This is a genomic window from Polynucleobacter wuianus, from assembly GCF_001659725.1.
GTDB lineage: Bacteria > Pseudomonadota > Gammaproteobacteria > Burkholderiales > Burkholderiaceae > Polynucleobacter > Polynucleobacter wuianus.
Genome location: NZ_CP015922.1, coordinates 573,409 through 588,142, shown reverse-complemented (window position 1 = coordinate 588,142; position 14,734 = coordinate 573,409). Strand labels below are relative to the sequence as shown.

Here is a 14,734-nt window from a genome sequence, read left to right as displayed (position 1 = left end):
GCTTAACCTTTTTTATTGAGTTCGTCATACCAGAGCTCATGGTGCTCTTTAGCCCAAGTAGCATCAACATAACCAGTCTTCATGCCATCGATTGAGCCCTGCATACCAATCGTGCCGATATAGATGTGCCCCATTGCCATGGTAGACATCAAAATCGCTGCGCTGCTATGAATGATATTGGCAATTTGCATCGTGCCACGGGTGTACTCAATCGTCATGAATGGCACGATCATATCGAGCACAAAGCCTGATGCTGAAATTACCAGACCCAAGAAGGTCATGCCAAACCAGAACCAGATCTTTTCTCCGCCGTTAAAGAATCCCGCTGGTACATGTTTGCCGCTGAACATGCCACCAAAAGTTAAATACCATTGCAGATCACCTTTTCCAGGCAAATTCTTATGCGCAAAGAGCAGGAAGAAGATCACGATGCAAATCGTGAACAATGGGCCGGTGAAGTTATGGATGTTCTTACAGACCATTAAGAATGAGCCGTAAGCTGTGCCACCCATCAATGGCATGGCGAAGTATTTGCCGTACAAAATCAATAAGCCAGTGAAGGCCAATGCAAGGAAACTAAACGCCATCAACCAGTGAACTAAACGATCAAGTGCACTAAAGCGTTTTATTTTTACACCGGACATTGGCTCGTGTAATTTGATAGAACCCTTGATGGTGTACATCGCAATAATGCCGAAGAAGGCAATTGCAAGTAACCAACCGCCGTACACAGTAATAACGCCATTGCGAATCACGCGCCACTCTTGACCAGAACGCTGAATCAATACACTCGCCTCTTTATCTGGAATGCTGACGTAGTTGTACGGATCGCTATTAGCGGTAGTGAATATCGATGGATTTGCTGGCTGCGCCTGTGCTTGTGTTCCATTAGCCAAGGCATTAGGATTCGCTGGCACTGACAATGGCGGAACATCAACACCGCTCGGTGATGGCAAAGGCGGCATCGGTGCACGCTCAGCAAAGCTCATGCCGCTTGCTAGTGTGAGTGACAAACCTGCAGTCACCACCAAAGTGCGTAGAACTTTAGAAAATGATCGTTTCATACACATGTCCTTAAACGTTTTCGTTTTATTTATTGTTATTTAGATGATCACTTGACGCGACTATATTCGTTTTGACCTTGAGTGCGCTTGTCAACCGACTCAGTCCAACTCGCTTGATTACCTGGGGTCCAGTTTTTCGTCACGAAGCCATTATTAGCACCCATGTAAGGCGCAACATCAGGACGCTTTGCAACCTTGGCTGCAATTTCTGGAGGCTCAGAGCAAGCAGCTAACAAAGTTGCTGTTGCAAAACATAGCCCGAGAGTTTTGAAATTGACTTTCATTATTTAGCTCCTGGAATTTTGTCTGCAGGCGTAGGTGCTGGCGCTGGAGTACCTGGACCGCCATAAGCCGTGGACCAACCAAATGCTTGGCTGCCAGGATATTTGCCATTCTTCTCGCGATTCGCAACACGTGTATTAAAGATGCCAGAAATGATGTCGCTATCACCACCAATCAAAGCCTTGGTTGAACACATCTCCGCACAGAGTGGCAACTTGCCTTCTGCCAAACGATTGCGGCCATACTTCTCGAATTCTGCAACGCTACCGTTCTCTTCTGGGCCACCACTACAGAATGTGCACTTGTCCATTTTGCTGCGTGAACCAAAGGCGCCTTTGCTCAAAAACTGAGGAGCGCCGAATGGGCAAGCAAATGAACAGTATCCGCAACCGATGCAAATATCTTTGTCATGCAAGACAACGCCTTCATCAGTGCGGTAGAAGCAATCTACTGGACATACTGCCATACAAGGAGCATCAGTACAGTGCATACAAGCAACTGAAACTGATTTTTCTTGACCGATGATGCCATCGTTAACAGTAACTACACGGCGACGATTTACGCCCCAAGGTACTTCGTTATCGTTCTTACAAGCAGTGACACAACCGTTGCACTCAATGCATCGTTCTGTGTCGCAAATAAATTTCATTCTTGCCATTGTGTTCTCCTGACTTTATTTTTTGACTTAGGCAAATTTCTCGATTTGACACATGGTGGTTTTGGTCTCTTGCATCATCGTCACCTGGTCGTAACCATATGTCGTTGCAGTATTGACCGCCTCACCCTGAACTACCTGAGCAGCACCCTCTGGGTAGTACTTACGAATGTTTTCGCCCTGCCACCAACCAGCAAAGTGGAATGGCACAAATGCGGTTCCTTGATCAACACGCTCTGTTACCAATGCGCGTACCTTGATCTTGGCGCCAGTAGGCGATTTAACCCAAACATAATCCCAGTTCTTGATACCGCGATCAGCTGCAGCCTTTGGATTAATCTCCACAAAGTTTTCTTGCTGGAGTTCTGCCAACCATGGATTAGAACGAGTCTCATCACCACCACCTTCGTACTCAACCAAGCGACCAGAGGTCAGAATGATTGGGAACTTCTCGTATAGCTTCTGATTCAAGTTCTGATCTTGAACAGTCTTATAGAGAGTTGGCAAGCGCCAGAAATTCTTCTTATCGGCGGAGGTTGGATACTTGCGCATCATCGGAGCGTTAGTACTGTAGAGCGCCTCACGGTGAATCGGAACTGGATCTGGGAAGTTCCAAACTACAGCACGCGCTTTAGCGTTACCAAATGGATGGCAACCATTCTTCATGACCACGCGCTGAATACCACCAGACAAGTCGGTCTTCCAGTTTTTACCTTCGGCAAGCTTTTTCTCGTCATCGGTCAACTGATCCCACCAACCTAACTTCTTCATCAATACGTGATCAAACTCTGGGTAACCTGTCGTGATAGCAGCACCCTTAGAGTGAGAACCGTCAGCAGCAAGTAAGCTGACACCATCACGCTCCACACCAAAGTTCGCGCGGAAGTTACCGCCACCTTCCATCACACTCTTACTAGTGTCATAGAGGTTTGGTGAACCGGGATGCTTGATAGCAGCTGTGCCGTAGCAAGGCCAAGGCAAGCCATAGTAATCACCAGTAGTGTCGTAGCCTGTTACTGGGTCAACGCCACCACGAGACTTGAGGGTCTTCGGATCAAAGGTTGCAACCATTCTCATATGCGCTTTGAGACGCTCAGGAGTTTGACCGGTGTAGCCAATAGTCCAGCATGAGCGATTGATCTCGCGCAAGATGTCTTCAATCTGCGGTTCTTTCCATTGCTTACCAGCAAATTTGGAATTGAGAATCTTGTAATTCTTGGATAACTCTTCACCAAAACCAAGGCGATCAGCAAATGCTTGCATGATCACATGGTCAGGTACTGATTCAAACAATGGATCGATGACTTTCTCGCGCCACTGCAATGAACGGTTTGATGCCGTAGCGGAGCCACAGGTTTCAAATTGAGTTGCAGCAGGCAACAAGTAAACATTGCGATTCTTATTGACTGTCTGACCTTCTGCAGGAGGCATTGCTGCCATTGCAGCAGTAGCACTTGGATATGGATCCACAACTACCAAGAGATCTAACTTATCCATCGCGCGCTTCATATCGAGGCCACGAGTTTGTGAGTTGGGCGCATGACCCCAGAAGAACAAGCCCTTAACGTTGGTCTGTTGATCGATCATGTCGTTCTTTTCGAGAACAGCATCAACCCAACGAGATACGGTCGTACCAGACTTCTCCATCATATCTGGCGCATAGCGACCTTTAATCCACTCATAGTCAACACCCCAAACAGTTGCGAAGTGTTTCCATGAACCCGCTGCCAAGCCATAGTAGCCAGGCAATGAGTCTGGGTTAGGACCAACGTCAGTAGCACCCTGAACGTTATCGTGGCCGCGGAAAATATTTGTACCGCCGCCGGATTTACCAACGTTACCCAATGCCAACTGCAAAATGCAAGATGCACGAACGATTGCGTTACCAATCGTGTGCTGGGTTTGGCCCATACACCAAACAACCGTACTTGGACGATTCATGGCCATCGTTTTAGCGGCTTGATAAACCTGTGCTTCTGGAACGCCGCAAGCCTCTTCAACAGCAGCTGGAGTCCACTTCTCCATCACTTCTTTGCGGATCTCATCCATACCGTAGACGCGATCATTGATGTACTTCTTATCTTCCCAGCCATTTTTGAAGATGTGGTACAGCATGCCAAAGAGGAATGGAATGTCGGTACCCGAACGAATACGAATATATTGATCTGACTTGGCAGCAGTACGGGTATAACGTGGATCAACCACGATTACCTTGCAACCATTTTCCTTGGCGTGCAACAACATCAACATCGAAACTGGGTGAGCTTCAGCGGCATTGGAACCAATGTACAAAGCTGCCTTCGCATTCATCATGTCGTTATAACTATTGGTCATCGCACCATAGCCCCAGGTGTTTGCAACACCGGCAACTGTGGTTGAGTGACAAATACGAGCTTGATGGTCTGTATTATTTGTGCCAAAGAAAGAGACCCACTTACGGAGTAAGTAGGCCTGTTCATTGTTGTGCTTTGATGATCCAATAAAGAACATCGCATCCGGAGAGTATTTCTCTCGAATACTCTTCATCTGAGCAGTAATTTCTGTCAGCGCTTGGTCCCAAGAAATCCGCTGATACTTGCCATCAACCAGCTTCATTGGATAACGCAAACGATAGTCACCGTGACCATGTTCACGCAAGGCTGCGCCCTTAGCACAGTGGGCGCCCATATTAATCGGAGAATCAAACACTGGGTCTTGACGTACCCAAACACCATTCTCAACGGTAGCATCTACCGCGCAGCCTACAGAGCAGTGGGTACAGATAGATCTCTTAACCTCAATCTTTCCCTTGCCATCGAGCATTGCCTTGCTTGGCTCAGCTACCGCTTTCTGCACCAAGCTCAATTGGCTTGCAGCGATACCAGCACCAACGCCAACACCTGAACGTTTTAGGAATGTTCGGCGATCCATCGTAGGCACTGCCGCTTTTAAGCCGCGCGATAGGCTGCCGATCAGACGTGATGTAGTGCGGCTGCTTTGTGGGGTATTAGATTTACGAGTCAGACTCATATGTTGTCCCTGAGAAAGTTTTTTTATTTATTAGTGATAAAACAATATCGATGCAATGAACTAGTTAAAGCATGGTGCTTTCGTAATACTTGCGCATGTGGGCAGTAATCGTTTGGCCTTCACGCTTGTCTTTAACGGTGCTGCCAATTTCTTGAATGACTGCTTTGCCAACCGAAGTTTGAGAAGCCACAGCAACAGCGCCGACAGCGACTCCTGCACCAATAAAGAACTTACGGCGCGACGGCTTGTTTTCTCCACTTAAAGCAACTTTAGATTTAGTGCTCATATGCATGCTCCTATTAATTTATTCTTGATCTCGATCAAGTGTAATAGGAAATCGCACTTTTGACATATTGGCTTCACAAGGAGTTGCTAGGACATTCCCTTTGATGCGGTGCAACATTAAAGCATGTCAAAACCTTGGCCTTCAATAGCCAGAAATTCTCTTGTAAGAGCGGCTACTGGACGATAAAGGTGCATTTCAGGAATGGCCTCAATGGCATCGCACATCTCCTCATACCAGGGGCGAATATGCTCATTGAAAAAAACCCTTTGGTTTGTAAGGTTTGATACCTCAACATCATCCCCCGCGATGAGATAACGCATCACCTCACATAGCGCAGAAATATGGTCTTCAGTTTCCGTAACTTCTTCTGCTGATTCCAGACCAAATTCCGCCAAAGCATTACGAATATTGACCAATGGCCTTTCATTCAAGTGACCGGCCATGTAGAAAGAGCCATTGAGCACCACATTGGGCTTACCTACGCTAATGAAATTTAGATCAAACTCATCATGCCAGGCCTTGGCCGGATTATTTTTAGCTACTTCAACTACATCCATCCACACCTTAGCTAAAGGCGCCTCATCAGCCGCATCCTGTTGATCGGCAGTTGCAGCTATTTGATTTAGTAACTCTTGATCTGGTGGCAAATGAAAAAATCTCGCAATCAAACCATAAAGGTCGGCTCTCGCTAAATCTTCTGGCAAACCCACTTCACCTACTTCGGTTGATGCATTCTCTTTTGTGCTCATATTTCTTTTTTCACCATATCTACCACTCGACAATCGCCGCACATCTTTAGACGATCCATTGCTGCTCCAGCAAAAGCACCGTGCGCCCCCAACTTGGTCAACATGAGATCAACCATCTTCGCAGTACCAAAGGGTTTTCCGCAACTAATGCAATGGAACGCTTGAGTCTGATTGAGTGCCACTTTTTGCTTACGCTGCTCAACCGTTTGCAAACGGGGCTCTAAGGTCAATGCATGCTCAGGGCAAGTTTGCGCGCAGATGCCACATTGCACGCACTGCTTTTCAATGAAGGACAGAATGGGCTCATCAGGATTATCGAGGAGCGCGCCCTCTGGACAGCTACTGACACAAGACATACATAAAGTACAGGCATCTTTATTTATCGCTAAGCCGCCTAATAATGCATTTTTAGGTAGAGCAACGCCCGCTTCTGGCAATGGAGTCTTTGCTTGCTTTTGCAAATACTCTAGAGCAGCTTCTAAAGTTTCGCGCTTTTGATTTGACAAGCCGTAACTGGCAGGCGTACAAATTGAATTTAGTGCACCTCGCTGACGCAAAGCGCCCATCGCCTGAGAGATTACTTGCAAGTCTTCTACCGAATTGGCCATGACCAATTGGATACGCTCGTTAAAGCCATAAGCTTTTAGGATGGCGTTTGCTAATTGAGACTGTTCTTCGAGAGCAGCACGGTATGCAGGATCTTCATCCCCACTCAATAACAAGATTACTTCAGCAAAGCCGTAAGTCAGAGCGCCCAACCAAAGGTCCAAACCAGTGGAAGCGATATGTTCAATACCATACGGGATCACAAAAGATGGTAATGCCTCATATTGCTTTGGCATCACATGGGCAGAGCGGCCTAGGCCATCAATCATTTGAGTGCCAGCCTTCAGGGTATGCAGAAGCAAGCTTGGGGCTGCTGATTGATCGAGTTTCTTCGCCTCCGCCTGAAACACGGTGGCGAGAGTTTTTAATTCTTTACCTTGATGCGGAACGCTCGGATAGTTGTAGCGCATTGCGCCAGACGGGCAGACTGTGGAACAAGCGCCGCAACCCATACAAAGATTTGGATTGACCTCAACAGTGCCCTGCCCACTCTTAAATATAGAACTGATAGCACCAGTTGAGCAGACATCAATACAGGCACTGCACCCCACCTTGCCGTTGCGGCCATGCGCACAGACTTTTTCGTTGTAGACAAAATACTTTGGCTTCTCGAACTCACCAACCATCTCTAGCAATTGGTTGACTACCAAAGCTTGATCAAGTGGATCCTTGCCTGGAGCAAAGTAACCTTGCGGAGTTTGGCTCATGCGCATTTTAGGATCGGCACGTAAATCCAAAATCAAATCAAACTCAGCATTACGTTTACGATCAGATCGATCAAAAGCTATAGCGCCAATACTGGCACACGCTGTCACGCAAGCTCGGTGCGATTTGCATTTCTCCAAATCAATTTGAAATGAAAGATCAATCGCATTTTCAGGACAAGCTTCAAGGCAAGCCCCGCAACGCGTACACATCTCTGGATCAATTGGGTTTTGTAGATCCCAATCCACCGAGAAATTGCCAAGATACCCATCCAACTTTGTAATGAGTCCGCTATAAATTGGATAGTTACGTGTCAGCGGTAAATCGCCTGGCTCAGTACAGAGAACAGAAACATCTAAAGAAATAGAAATCTTTTCTGCCCAAGGAATTGCTTGTGATCCAGGACCAACAATCAATAACCTTCCTTGGCTTTCGTAATTCACTACGGGCACGGGTTCTGCTTCTGGCATATCGGCCAAGGCCAATAAAGCCGCAATCTTTGGTCCCGATAATTTTGCTTCTTGCGTCCAGCCAGCTACTTCACGAATATTGACAAAGCGCAGTGGCGCCACCAAGGGCTTTTCAGATTGCTCTGCTATCTCAGTAAACAGGGCGCCTTCTTGTGTACAAGCAATAACTAACTCTTCAGAGCCATCAAGAGCCTTAATAAAAGATCCAAGCTCTTGCCTACATAGAGATTGATGAACAGTAACTCCCAAAGCCTTCGCATCTAGTGGCATCGTGCCATTGCAGTTACAGACTAATTTTTGACTCATTGACAACCTTCTTAGGTTTTTTTCTTATCTGACTCTATCGGCATTTCATCCAAGTTGGTGGATTTTTCCAGTTCTTGGGATTGAGTGGATGTTAAATCACTTTCAGAAGAAGCTTCTAAAGCTGGTTTATCAGGGCCTGCCGCTCCAACAGCCTGATCGCTCGCCTTGGTGCCTCCCTCATCAGTCTTTTGAAACAAATTGAGCATACCGCTTTGCGCCATTCTTTCGAGCATTCCAGGCGGCAATGGATCTGGCTTGGAGTAGTCGTCAATGTAAATATCAAGGCCATCCATCACGTTGAAGTGCGGATCCGTAAACATTTTCTTGAGAGCAGCCTGCTGCACGGCGGGATCAACATCGGATTTCATGAATGCAGAAAAATCAGGGTCGAACCGATCAATCTTTTCCACATCATCTAAGGTTACCGGTGGTTTATCGCCATTGGGCTCCTTAACTTCAGAAGGGATCGACGCAGATGTCTGAGCAACTTCTTTTGCCTGCTCAGGAAGCTCATCTTGTTTGCCAGCCTTGCGGCGCGACCAGCGACTTAGAAAACCATCAGTCATTATTTCTCCGCAGGACGCTCAGCACCTTTAAATGATGCAGGCTTATGACGTTTTTTAGGCTCAGGTCGATATTTTTCGTTTACATACTCCTGCAGCCAAGAGGTGTGTTCATCATTCATCGGAACGGTATCGACAGACTCACCACCATCCAGCAAACGGGCGGCCTCGTTATAACTTACACAGATACGATGAGGAACGGCGATATTTGCATCTGCTTTTGCAATTTCAAGAGACTGGGCATCAACATAACGATCGATATCTTCTTCTAAGCGCCACATCACAAACCAACATGGTGTTGTAGCAGTCACATTGAGATAGTAGCCCTCAGCCTCATCAGGAAAAAGATTCAATTCAAAGCCAGTAAACAACCAAGATTCGCCTTCGTTATCGCGCCCTAAAAACTGGCCCGTAATCGAATTGCTCGAATTGCTGTTGAACTCTCCGAAATCAGGCATTACCTCGTGAGGGGCCCATCGGTATGAAACCCATGGGTTATCCATATTTTGTTTACGCATCAATACTGCAAAGCGCATAAGTCCTCAGAGCCTTAAGTGTTTTGAACCACTATGTTTGGGAATTTACTACTCATATCTTTGGCAAGGGTGGCGACTCGAATCGCAACCTGCCGGGCAATATTTTTATAGATTGCACTAATAGCCCCTTCAGGATCAGCAATGACAGTTGGACGTCCTGCATCAGCTTGCTCACGTATCGAGAGATTCAAAGGCAATGCACCCAAAAATTCGACGCCGTACTCTTTGCACATCTTTTCGCCGCCACCACTACCAAAGACATGCTCTTCATGGCCACAGCCAGGACAAATATAAGTACTCATGTTTTCAATAATGCCGATGATTGGGACACCAACCTTCTCAAACATCTTGAGACCCTTACGAGCATCTAGCAAAGCAATATCTTGCGGTGTCGTCACAATGACAGAACCAGTCACGGGAACTTTTTGCGACAAAGTTAACTGAATGTCACCGGTGCCCGGAGGCATATCAACAATCAAATAATCTAGATCACGCCAGCGAGTTTGGCGCAGCAATTGCTCCAAAGCAGAAGTCACCATTGGGCCACGCCATACCATGGGTGCATCTTCCTCAATCAAAAAGCCAATAGAGCTTGCTTGAAGTCCATGACCTTCCATCGGCTCAATCGTATTCTCTTCAATCGATTCTGGCCTACCAGTAATGCCCAACATCATTGGCTGACTTGGACCATAAATATCTGCATCCAACATACCAACTTGCGCACCCTCTGCTGCAAGCGCTAATGCTAAATTAACTGCAGTAGTGGATTTACCAACACCGCCTTTGCCACTTGCCACCGCAATAATATTTTTTACACCAGGAAGTAACTTCACACCACGCTGTACTGCGTGAGCAACAATTTGACTAGAGACATTGACACTAACATTCTTGACGCCAGGCAATTCACGAATACTATTAATGATCGCTTTGCGGATTGTGTCAAATTGACTTTTTGCAGGATAGCCCAGCACGACATCCATCGAGACATCGCCAGAGTCTACTTTTAGGTTCTTTACATTTTTTGCCGTTACAAAATCGATCTTGGTATTTGGATCAATTAAGCTTTTTAAAGCTCCCTGAACAGCTTCTACAGTCACTGACACTACCTTCTCCTAGAATGTGCAAATCTAGAGATATCAACCCAGACTTGCTAAATGGAATTTTTTATTGAATAGCAGGTAGATTAACCGCACCAGCCAAAAATTGCTTGAAATGAGATAGAGAGATCTTTAGAGGCTAAATTAAAAGATCATTAAGCTGAGGTAATAAACCAGCATCGACATCAATGCAGTTGCTGGAATGGTGAAAATCCATGCCCACACGATATTTCCGGCTACACCCCAACGTACTGCGCTTGCCCTCTGAGTGGAACCCACGCCAACAATAGCCCCAGTAATGGTGTGGGTAGTTGAGACAGGTACACCCAAGGCTGTTGCAGCAAACAATGTAATTGCGCCACCAGTCTCAGCACAGAAGCCCCCTACGGGCTTAAGCTTGGTTAATTTCTGTCCCATCGTTTTCACAATCCGCCAACCACCAAACATCGTCCCCATCGCAATAGCGATATAACAACAAATAATGGTCCAGGTTGGAGGCATCTTTGCACCAGCTTCAGCGTAGCCTGTAATGATCAAGAGCAGCCAAATAATACCGATCGTTTTTTGTGCATCGTTACCACCATGACCCAAGCTGTAAGCACTAGCTGAAACCAACTGTAAGCGACGGAACCAACGATCTGTCTTGGCAAGGTTTGCGTTCTTGCACACCCAGGCCACCAACAACATCATGAGTGAACCTAGCAAGAAACCTACCAGTGGCGAAATGAAAATAAAAGATACGGTTTTGATGATTCCAGACCACACCAAGCCGTCAACTCCTGCTTTTGGTAGTGCAGCACCAACTAGACCGCCAATCAAAGCATGGGATGAACTCGATGGAATGCCGTAATACCAAGTCACTATATTCCAAACGATTGCGCCAACCAAAGCGCCGAAGATGACATGCAAATCTACTGCTGCAGGATGAACAATTCCCTTGCCAACTGTCGCCGCAACACTTAAATGAAAGATAAAGATTGCAAGGAAATTGAAGAAGGCGGCAAAGACTACCGCTTGTTGTGGCTTAAGAACGCCTGTTGAAACAACTGTAGCAATGGAGTTAGCCGCATCATGAAATCCATTCATGAAGTCGAATCCAAGCGCTAGGATTACTAGTAGCGCTACTACCCAGAAAGCTACATCTGTCGCTGGCAACTTATTTCGCCTTAAGAGTTTTCAAGAACGATGCCTTCAACCAAATTGGCAACGTCTTCACATTTATCAGTTACTTCCTCAAGCAATTCGTAGATACGTTGGCACTTAATGAGCTCCCGCACTTCAATGTCTTCACGGAAAAGTCTCGTGATAGCGGTTGATAGCAGGCGGTCAGCGCCAGATTCCAAGTGATCAATCTCATCACAAGTCTTCAGGGCCGCTTTAGCTACTTCGGGATCAGAAATATCTTTTAATGTCGCAACGGCATTTCTCATGCTGATACAACATTGATTACATAACTCAGCCATCTGCAACATTTCTGGGGTCATTTGTTTTACATCGTACAAATGCATTGCTTCCGTACCGTTTTGCAAAAGATCCGCTACGTCATCCATCGTATTGATAAGCGAGAAGATTTGATCACGATCGATTGGAGTGATAAATGTTTTGTGAAGGCGGCGATGCACCTCTTTCACCACATCATCGCAAGCATGCTCTGCCTTGTCTACTTCTTGAGTGTATTTTGCGCGCAAGGCTTCATCGTTGTAGTGCTCAACAAACTTCAGAAAAGATTCTGAAGCGGCAACTATATTTCCAGCATGCTCATTGAACAATTCGAAGAAATTACCATCGTGAGGCATTAACTTACTGAAGAACATAAATCACGATCCTTTAGGAACAAAATACTGTTTTTGTTAGGTTTGCCGACATTCTAAACAAACACCTATTGAACAACTGGAAAACCAGCATCTGTTATAAGCTGGCTTGCCTCAGCAGAGGACAAGGTGGTTTCTAAGGTGACAGTCTGGGTTGCTAGATCCGCTAGGACTTTCGCGCTTGGATCCTGAGACTGAACTGCTCTAGTCACGGCATTAATACAGCCGGCACAGGTCATTCCTGATACTTTGAGATTCAACATACAACCCCCCGTTTGCATTGAATTTGTACTCTATCTAGTGGATTATCTTCTATATGAGCAGTCAAAACGACCCAAATTCATCCATTCTTACCCTCGATATCACTGGTATGACCTGTGCATCCTGTGTGGGACGGGTTGAAAAAGCGTTAGACAGAATTCCCGGGGTAGAGGCTGCCAGCGTCAATTTAGCTACCGAGCAGGCAAAAGTTCGCCTAAAAGCCAACTCAGAAACAATGCTTGCCGGGGTCATTGCTGCCGTCCAAAAAACAGGTTACGAGGCCAAGTTAAGCACCCCCCACGGAAATACCCAAACAAAACAATCGCACTCTTTTTGGGGTTCGGATGGCTTGGCTCGGGTTCTGCTTAGCTTTACCCTCTCAGCCCCACTCTTCTTACCAATGTTCCTGATGCCCTTTGGAATTCATTGGGCCCTCTCACCAAAGTGGCAAATTCTTTTAGCAACTCCCGTGCAATTCATTTTGGGTTGGCGCTTTTATAAGGCTGGATTTAAATCACTGCTTGCAGGCGCGGGCAATATGGATTTACTCGTTGCGCTAGGCACTAGTGCGGCCTATGGCTTAAGCGTGTATCAAATGATTGCATCACCTCACGCAAGTCATGAACTCTACTTTGAAGGTTCAACTGTCATTATTTGCATGGTCTTGCTAGGCAAGTGGCTTGAAGCGAGAGCAAAGCAACAAACTAGTGAAGCTATTCGCGCTTTACAAAAACTCTGGCCAGAAAACGCCAAGGTTCTCAATCCAAATGTTGCAATTGGCGAAGGCACTTTCTTAGAGCAATACCATGAGCTTCCTTTAGATCAAGTGTTTCCGAAGGACCGCATTCTAGTTCTACCTGGCGAACGTATTCCGGTTGATGGCGTGATTGTGTTTGGCAATAGTCATATCGATGAGTCCTTGCTTACTGGCGAGAGCGAGCCTGTCAAGAAATTACTTGGCACAAAAGTAATTGGCGGCTCACTCAATGGCGAAGGCGTATTGGTGATTGATGCGCACGCAGTAGGCGTAGAAAGTGTTTTATCTCAGATCATTACTTTGGTCGAGGATGCACAAACACAGAAGGCGCCAATTCAGAAATTAGTAGATCGCGTCAGCGAGATTTTTGTTCCCAGCGTTATTGCTATTGCAATTATTACTGGAATAGCCAATTGGTTTTATTTGGACTCCGCTTCGATTGCGATATTGCGCGCAGTATCAGTACTCGTTATTGCCTGCCCTTGCGCTCTAGGTTTAGCAACCCCAGCTGCGATCATGGCGGGCACGGGTGTGGCAGCACGGTTCGGTATCTTAATCAAAGATCCCCAGGTATTGGAACTTGCTCATCGTTTAAATATTGTGGCGTTTGATAAGACGGGCACTCTCACTATCGGTAAACCAAGGGTATTGGCTTTTATACCCGTTACCGATGTATCAGAAGAAAATATTCTGCTTGCTACTGCAGCGGGATTGCAAATGGGTAGCGAACACCCTCTCGCTAAAGCATTGTTAGATGCTGCTAAAGATGCTGGTGTTAAACCGATACCGCCTTCAGATAGTCAAGCTATCGCAGGAATTGGCATTACCGGCAAGCCGAACTCTGGACCCTGGGCGGGTCAAAACATTGCCCTGCAGAGCGTTGCCTCATTGACTGGCACCGGAAGCTGGGCAGAAATATCAAGTAAAGTCCAACCCCTTTTAGATGCAGGGCAAACCGTATCGATATTGATGAATCAAGAGTTGCCACCCTCACCGCTAGCGATCATTGCATTTGGCGATGAGCTCAAACCCAATGCAAAAGATGCGATTCATTCTTTACATCAATTGCATATCCGCACAGTGATGCTCTCAGGCGATAACTCTGCCGCTGCTAATCGCGTCGGGCAATCGATTGGTATTGATAAAGTCTTTGGACAAATCATGCCAAGCAATAAAGCGGAGATCATTCTCAAACTGCAAACTTCAAGCAAAGAGCATCCGCGTCAATATGTTGCCATGGTTGGCGATGGCATCAATGACGCCCCGGCGTTAGCTACGGCCGATGTTGGCATGGCAATGTCTACAGGCACGGACGTCGCCATGCAGGCTGCCGGCATTACTTTGATGCGGGGAGACCCAAGCTTGGTTGCTGACGCAATTGATATCTCTAAAAGAACTTGGAAGAAGATTCAACAGAATTTATTTTGGGCTTTTGCCTTTAATTCCACTGGCATTCCATTGGCAGCCCTTGGTTATCTGTCACCTATGCTTGCTGGTAGTGCAATGGCGCTGTCTAGCTTTTGTGTTTTGAGCAACGCCCTCTTATTAAAACGCTGGCGCCCGTCCCACCGCTAATC

Annotated in this window: 14 protein-coding genes; 1 reads left to right on the top strand and 13 read right to left on the bottom strand. The window is 46.5% G+C overall.

The genetic code is table 11. The annotated features are described in order from the left end of the window. Window positions 1-2 precede the first annotated feature (2 nt). The 13 genes from A8O14_RS03140 to A8O14_RS03080 all read right to left on the bottom strand — a co-directional run bounded on the left by A8O14_RS03140 (window position 3) and on the right by A8O14_RS03080 (window position 12,402). Window positions 3-1,064: a formate dehydrogenase subunit gamma gene (locus A8O14_RS03140; protein WP_068948184.1), complete on the bottom strand. Its 1,062-nt coding sequence runs from the start codon at window positions 1,062-1,064 to the stop codon at window positions 3-5. Window positions 1,065-1,111: 47 nt separating this feature from the next. Beyond that, window positions 1,112-1,348: a hypothetical protein gene (locus A8O14_RS03135; protein WP_068948183.1), complete on the bottom strand. Its 237-nt coding sequence runs from the start codon at window positions 1,346-1,348 to the stop codon at window positions 1,112-1,114. Further along, window positions 1,348-2,004 carry a formate dehydrogenase FDH3 subunit beta gene (gene fdh3B, locus A8O14_RS03130; protein WP_068948182.1) on the bottom strand — a complete coding sequence of 219 codons (657 nt, stop codon included), beginning with the start codon at window positions 2,002-2,004 and terminating at the stop codon, window positions 1,348-1,350. The genes A8O14_RS03135 and fdh3B overlap by 1 nt, the downstream gene beginning before the upstream one ends. A 27-nt stretch (window positions 2,005-2,031) precedes the next feature. Beyond that, window positions 2,032-5,010 carry a formate dehydrogenase subunit alpha gene (locus A8O14_RS03125; protein WP_068948181.1) on the bottom strand — a complete coding sequence of 993 codons (2,979 nt, stop codon included), beginning with the start codon at window positions 5,008-5,010 and terminating at the stop codon, window positions 2,032-2,034. Window positions 5,011-5,074: 64 nt separating this feature from the next. Further along, window positions 5,075-5,296, bottom strand: coding sequence for a hypothetical protein (locus A8O14_RS03120; protein ID WP_068948180.1), 222 nt, complete (start codon window positions 5,294-5,296; stop codon window positions 5,075-5,077). 116 nt (window positions 5,297-5,412) lie between these two features. Beyond that, the gene (locus tag A8O14_RS03115) at window positions 5,413-6,045 is read right to left on the bottom strand and encodes a TorD/DmsD family molecular chaperone (RefSeq protein ID WP_068948179.1); all 633 of its coding nucleotides are present in this window, start codon (window positions 6,043-6,045) and stop codon (window positions 5,413-5,415) included. Beyond that, window positions 6,042-8,132, bottom strand: coding sequence for a 4Fe-4S binding protein (locus tag A8O14_RS03110; protein WP_068948178.1), 2,091 nt, complete (start codon window positions 8,130-8,132; stop codon window positions 6,042-6,044). Before A8O14_RS03110 ends, A8O14_RS03115 begins: the two co-directional genes overlap by 4 nt. Before the next feature lie 11 nt (window positions 8,133-8,143). After that, complete coding sequence (locus tag A8O14_RS03105) at window positions 8,144-8,698, bottom strand: DUF3306 domain-containing protein (protein WP_068948177.1); 555 nt, start codon at window positions 8,696-8,698, stop codon at window positions 8,144-8,146. Beyond that, entirely contained in the window at window positions 8,698-9,231 is a 534-nt protein-coding gene (locus A8O14_RS03100; protein WP_068948176.1) for a DUF3305 domain-containing protein, read from the bottom strand. The genes A8O14_RS03105 and A8O14_RS03100 overlap by 1 nt, the downstream gene beginning before the upstream one ends. 14 nt (window positions 9,232-9,245) lie before the next feature. Next, entirely contained in the window at window positions 9,246-10,334 is a 1,089-nt protein-coding gene (apbC, locus tag A8O14_RS03095; RefSeq protein ID WP_068948175.1) for an iron-sulfur cluster carrier protein ApbC, read from the bottom strand. Window positions 10,335-10,472: 138 nt separating this feature from the next. After that, window positions 10,473-11,414 carry an inorganic phosphate transporter gene (locus A8O14_RS03090; RefSeq protein WP_228385123.1) on the bottom strand — a complete coding sequence of 314 codons (942 nt, stop codon included), beginning with the start codon at window positions 11,412-11,414 and terminating at the stop codon, window positions 10,473-10,475. Window positions 11,415-11,494: 80 nt separating this feature from the next. Further along, window positions 11,495-12,142: a DUF47 domain-containing protein gene (locus A8O14_RS03085; RefSeq protein ID WP_068948173.1), complete on the bottom strand. Its 648-nt coding sequence runs from the start codon at window positions 12,140-12,142 to the stop codon at window positions 11,495-11,497. Between the two features lie 65 nt (window positions 12,143-12,207). Then, a complete protein-coding gene (locus tag A8O14_RS03080; RefSeq protein ID WP_068948172.1) occupies window positions 12,208-12,402 on the bottom strand; it encodes a heavy-metal-associated domain-containing protein in 195 nt (64 codons plus the stop codon). 53 nt (window positions 12,403-12,455) lie between these two features. Between A8O14_RS03080 and A8O14_RS03075 the strand changes: the two genes are divergently transcribed. Continuing rightward, the gene (locus A8O14_RS03075) at window positions 12,456-14,732 is read left to right on the top strand and encodes a heavy metal translocating P-type ATPase (RefSeq protein WP_068948171.1); all 2,277 of its coding nucleotides are present in this window, start codon (window positions 12,456-12,458) and stop codon (window positions 14,730-14,732) included. The last annotated feature ends 2 nt before the right edge of the window (window positions 14,733-14,734 follow it).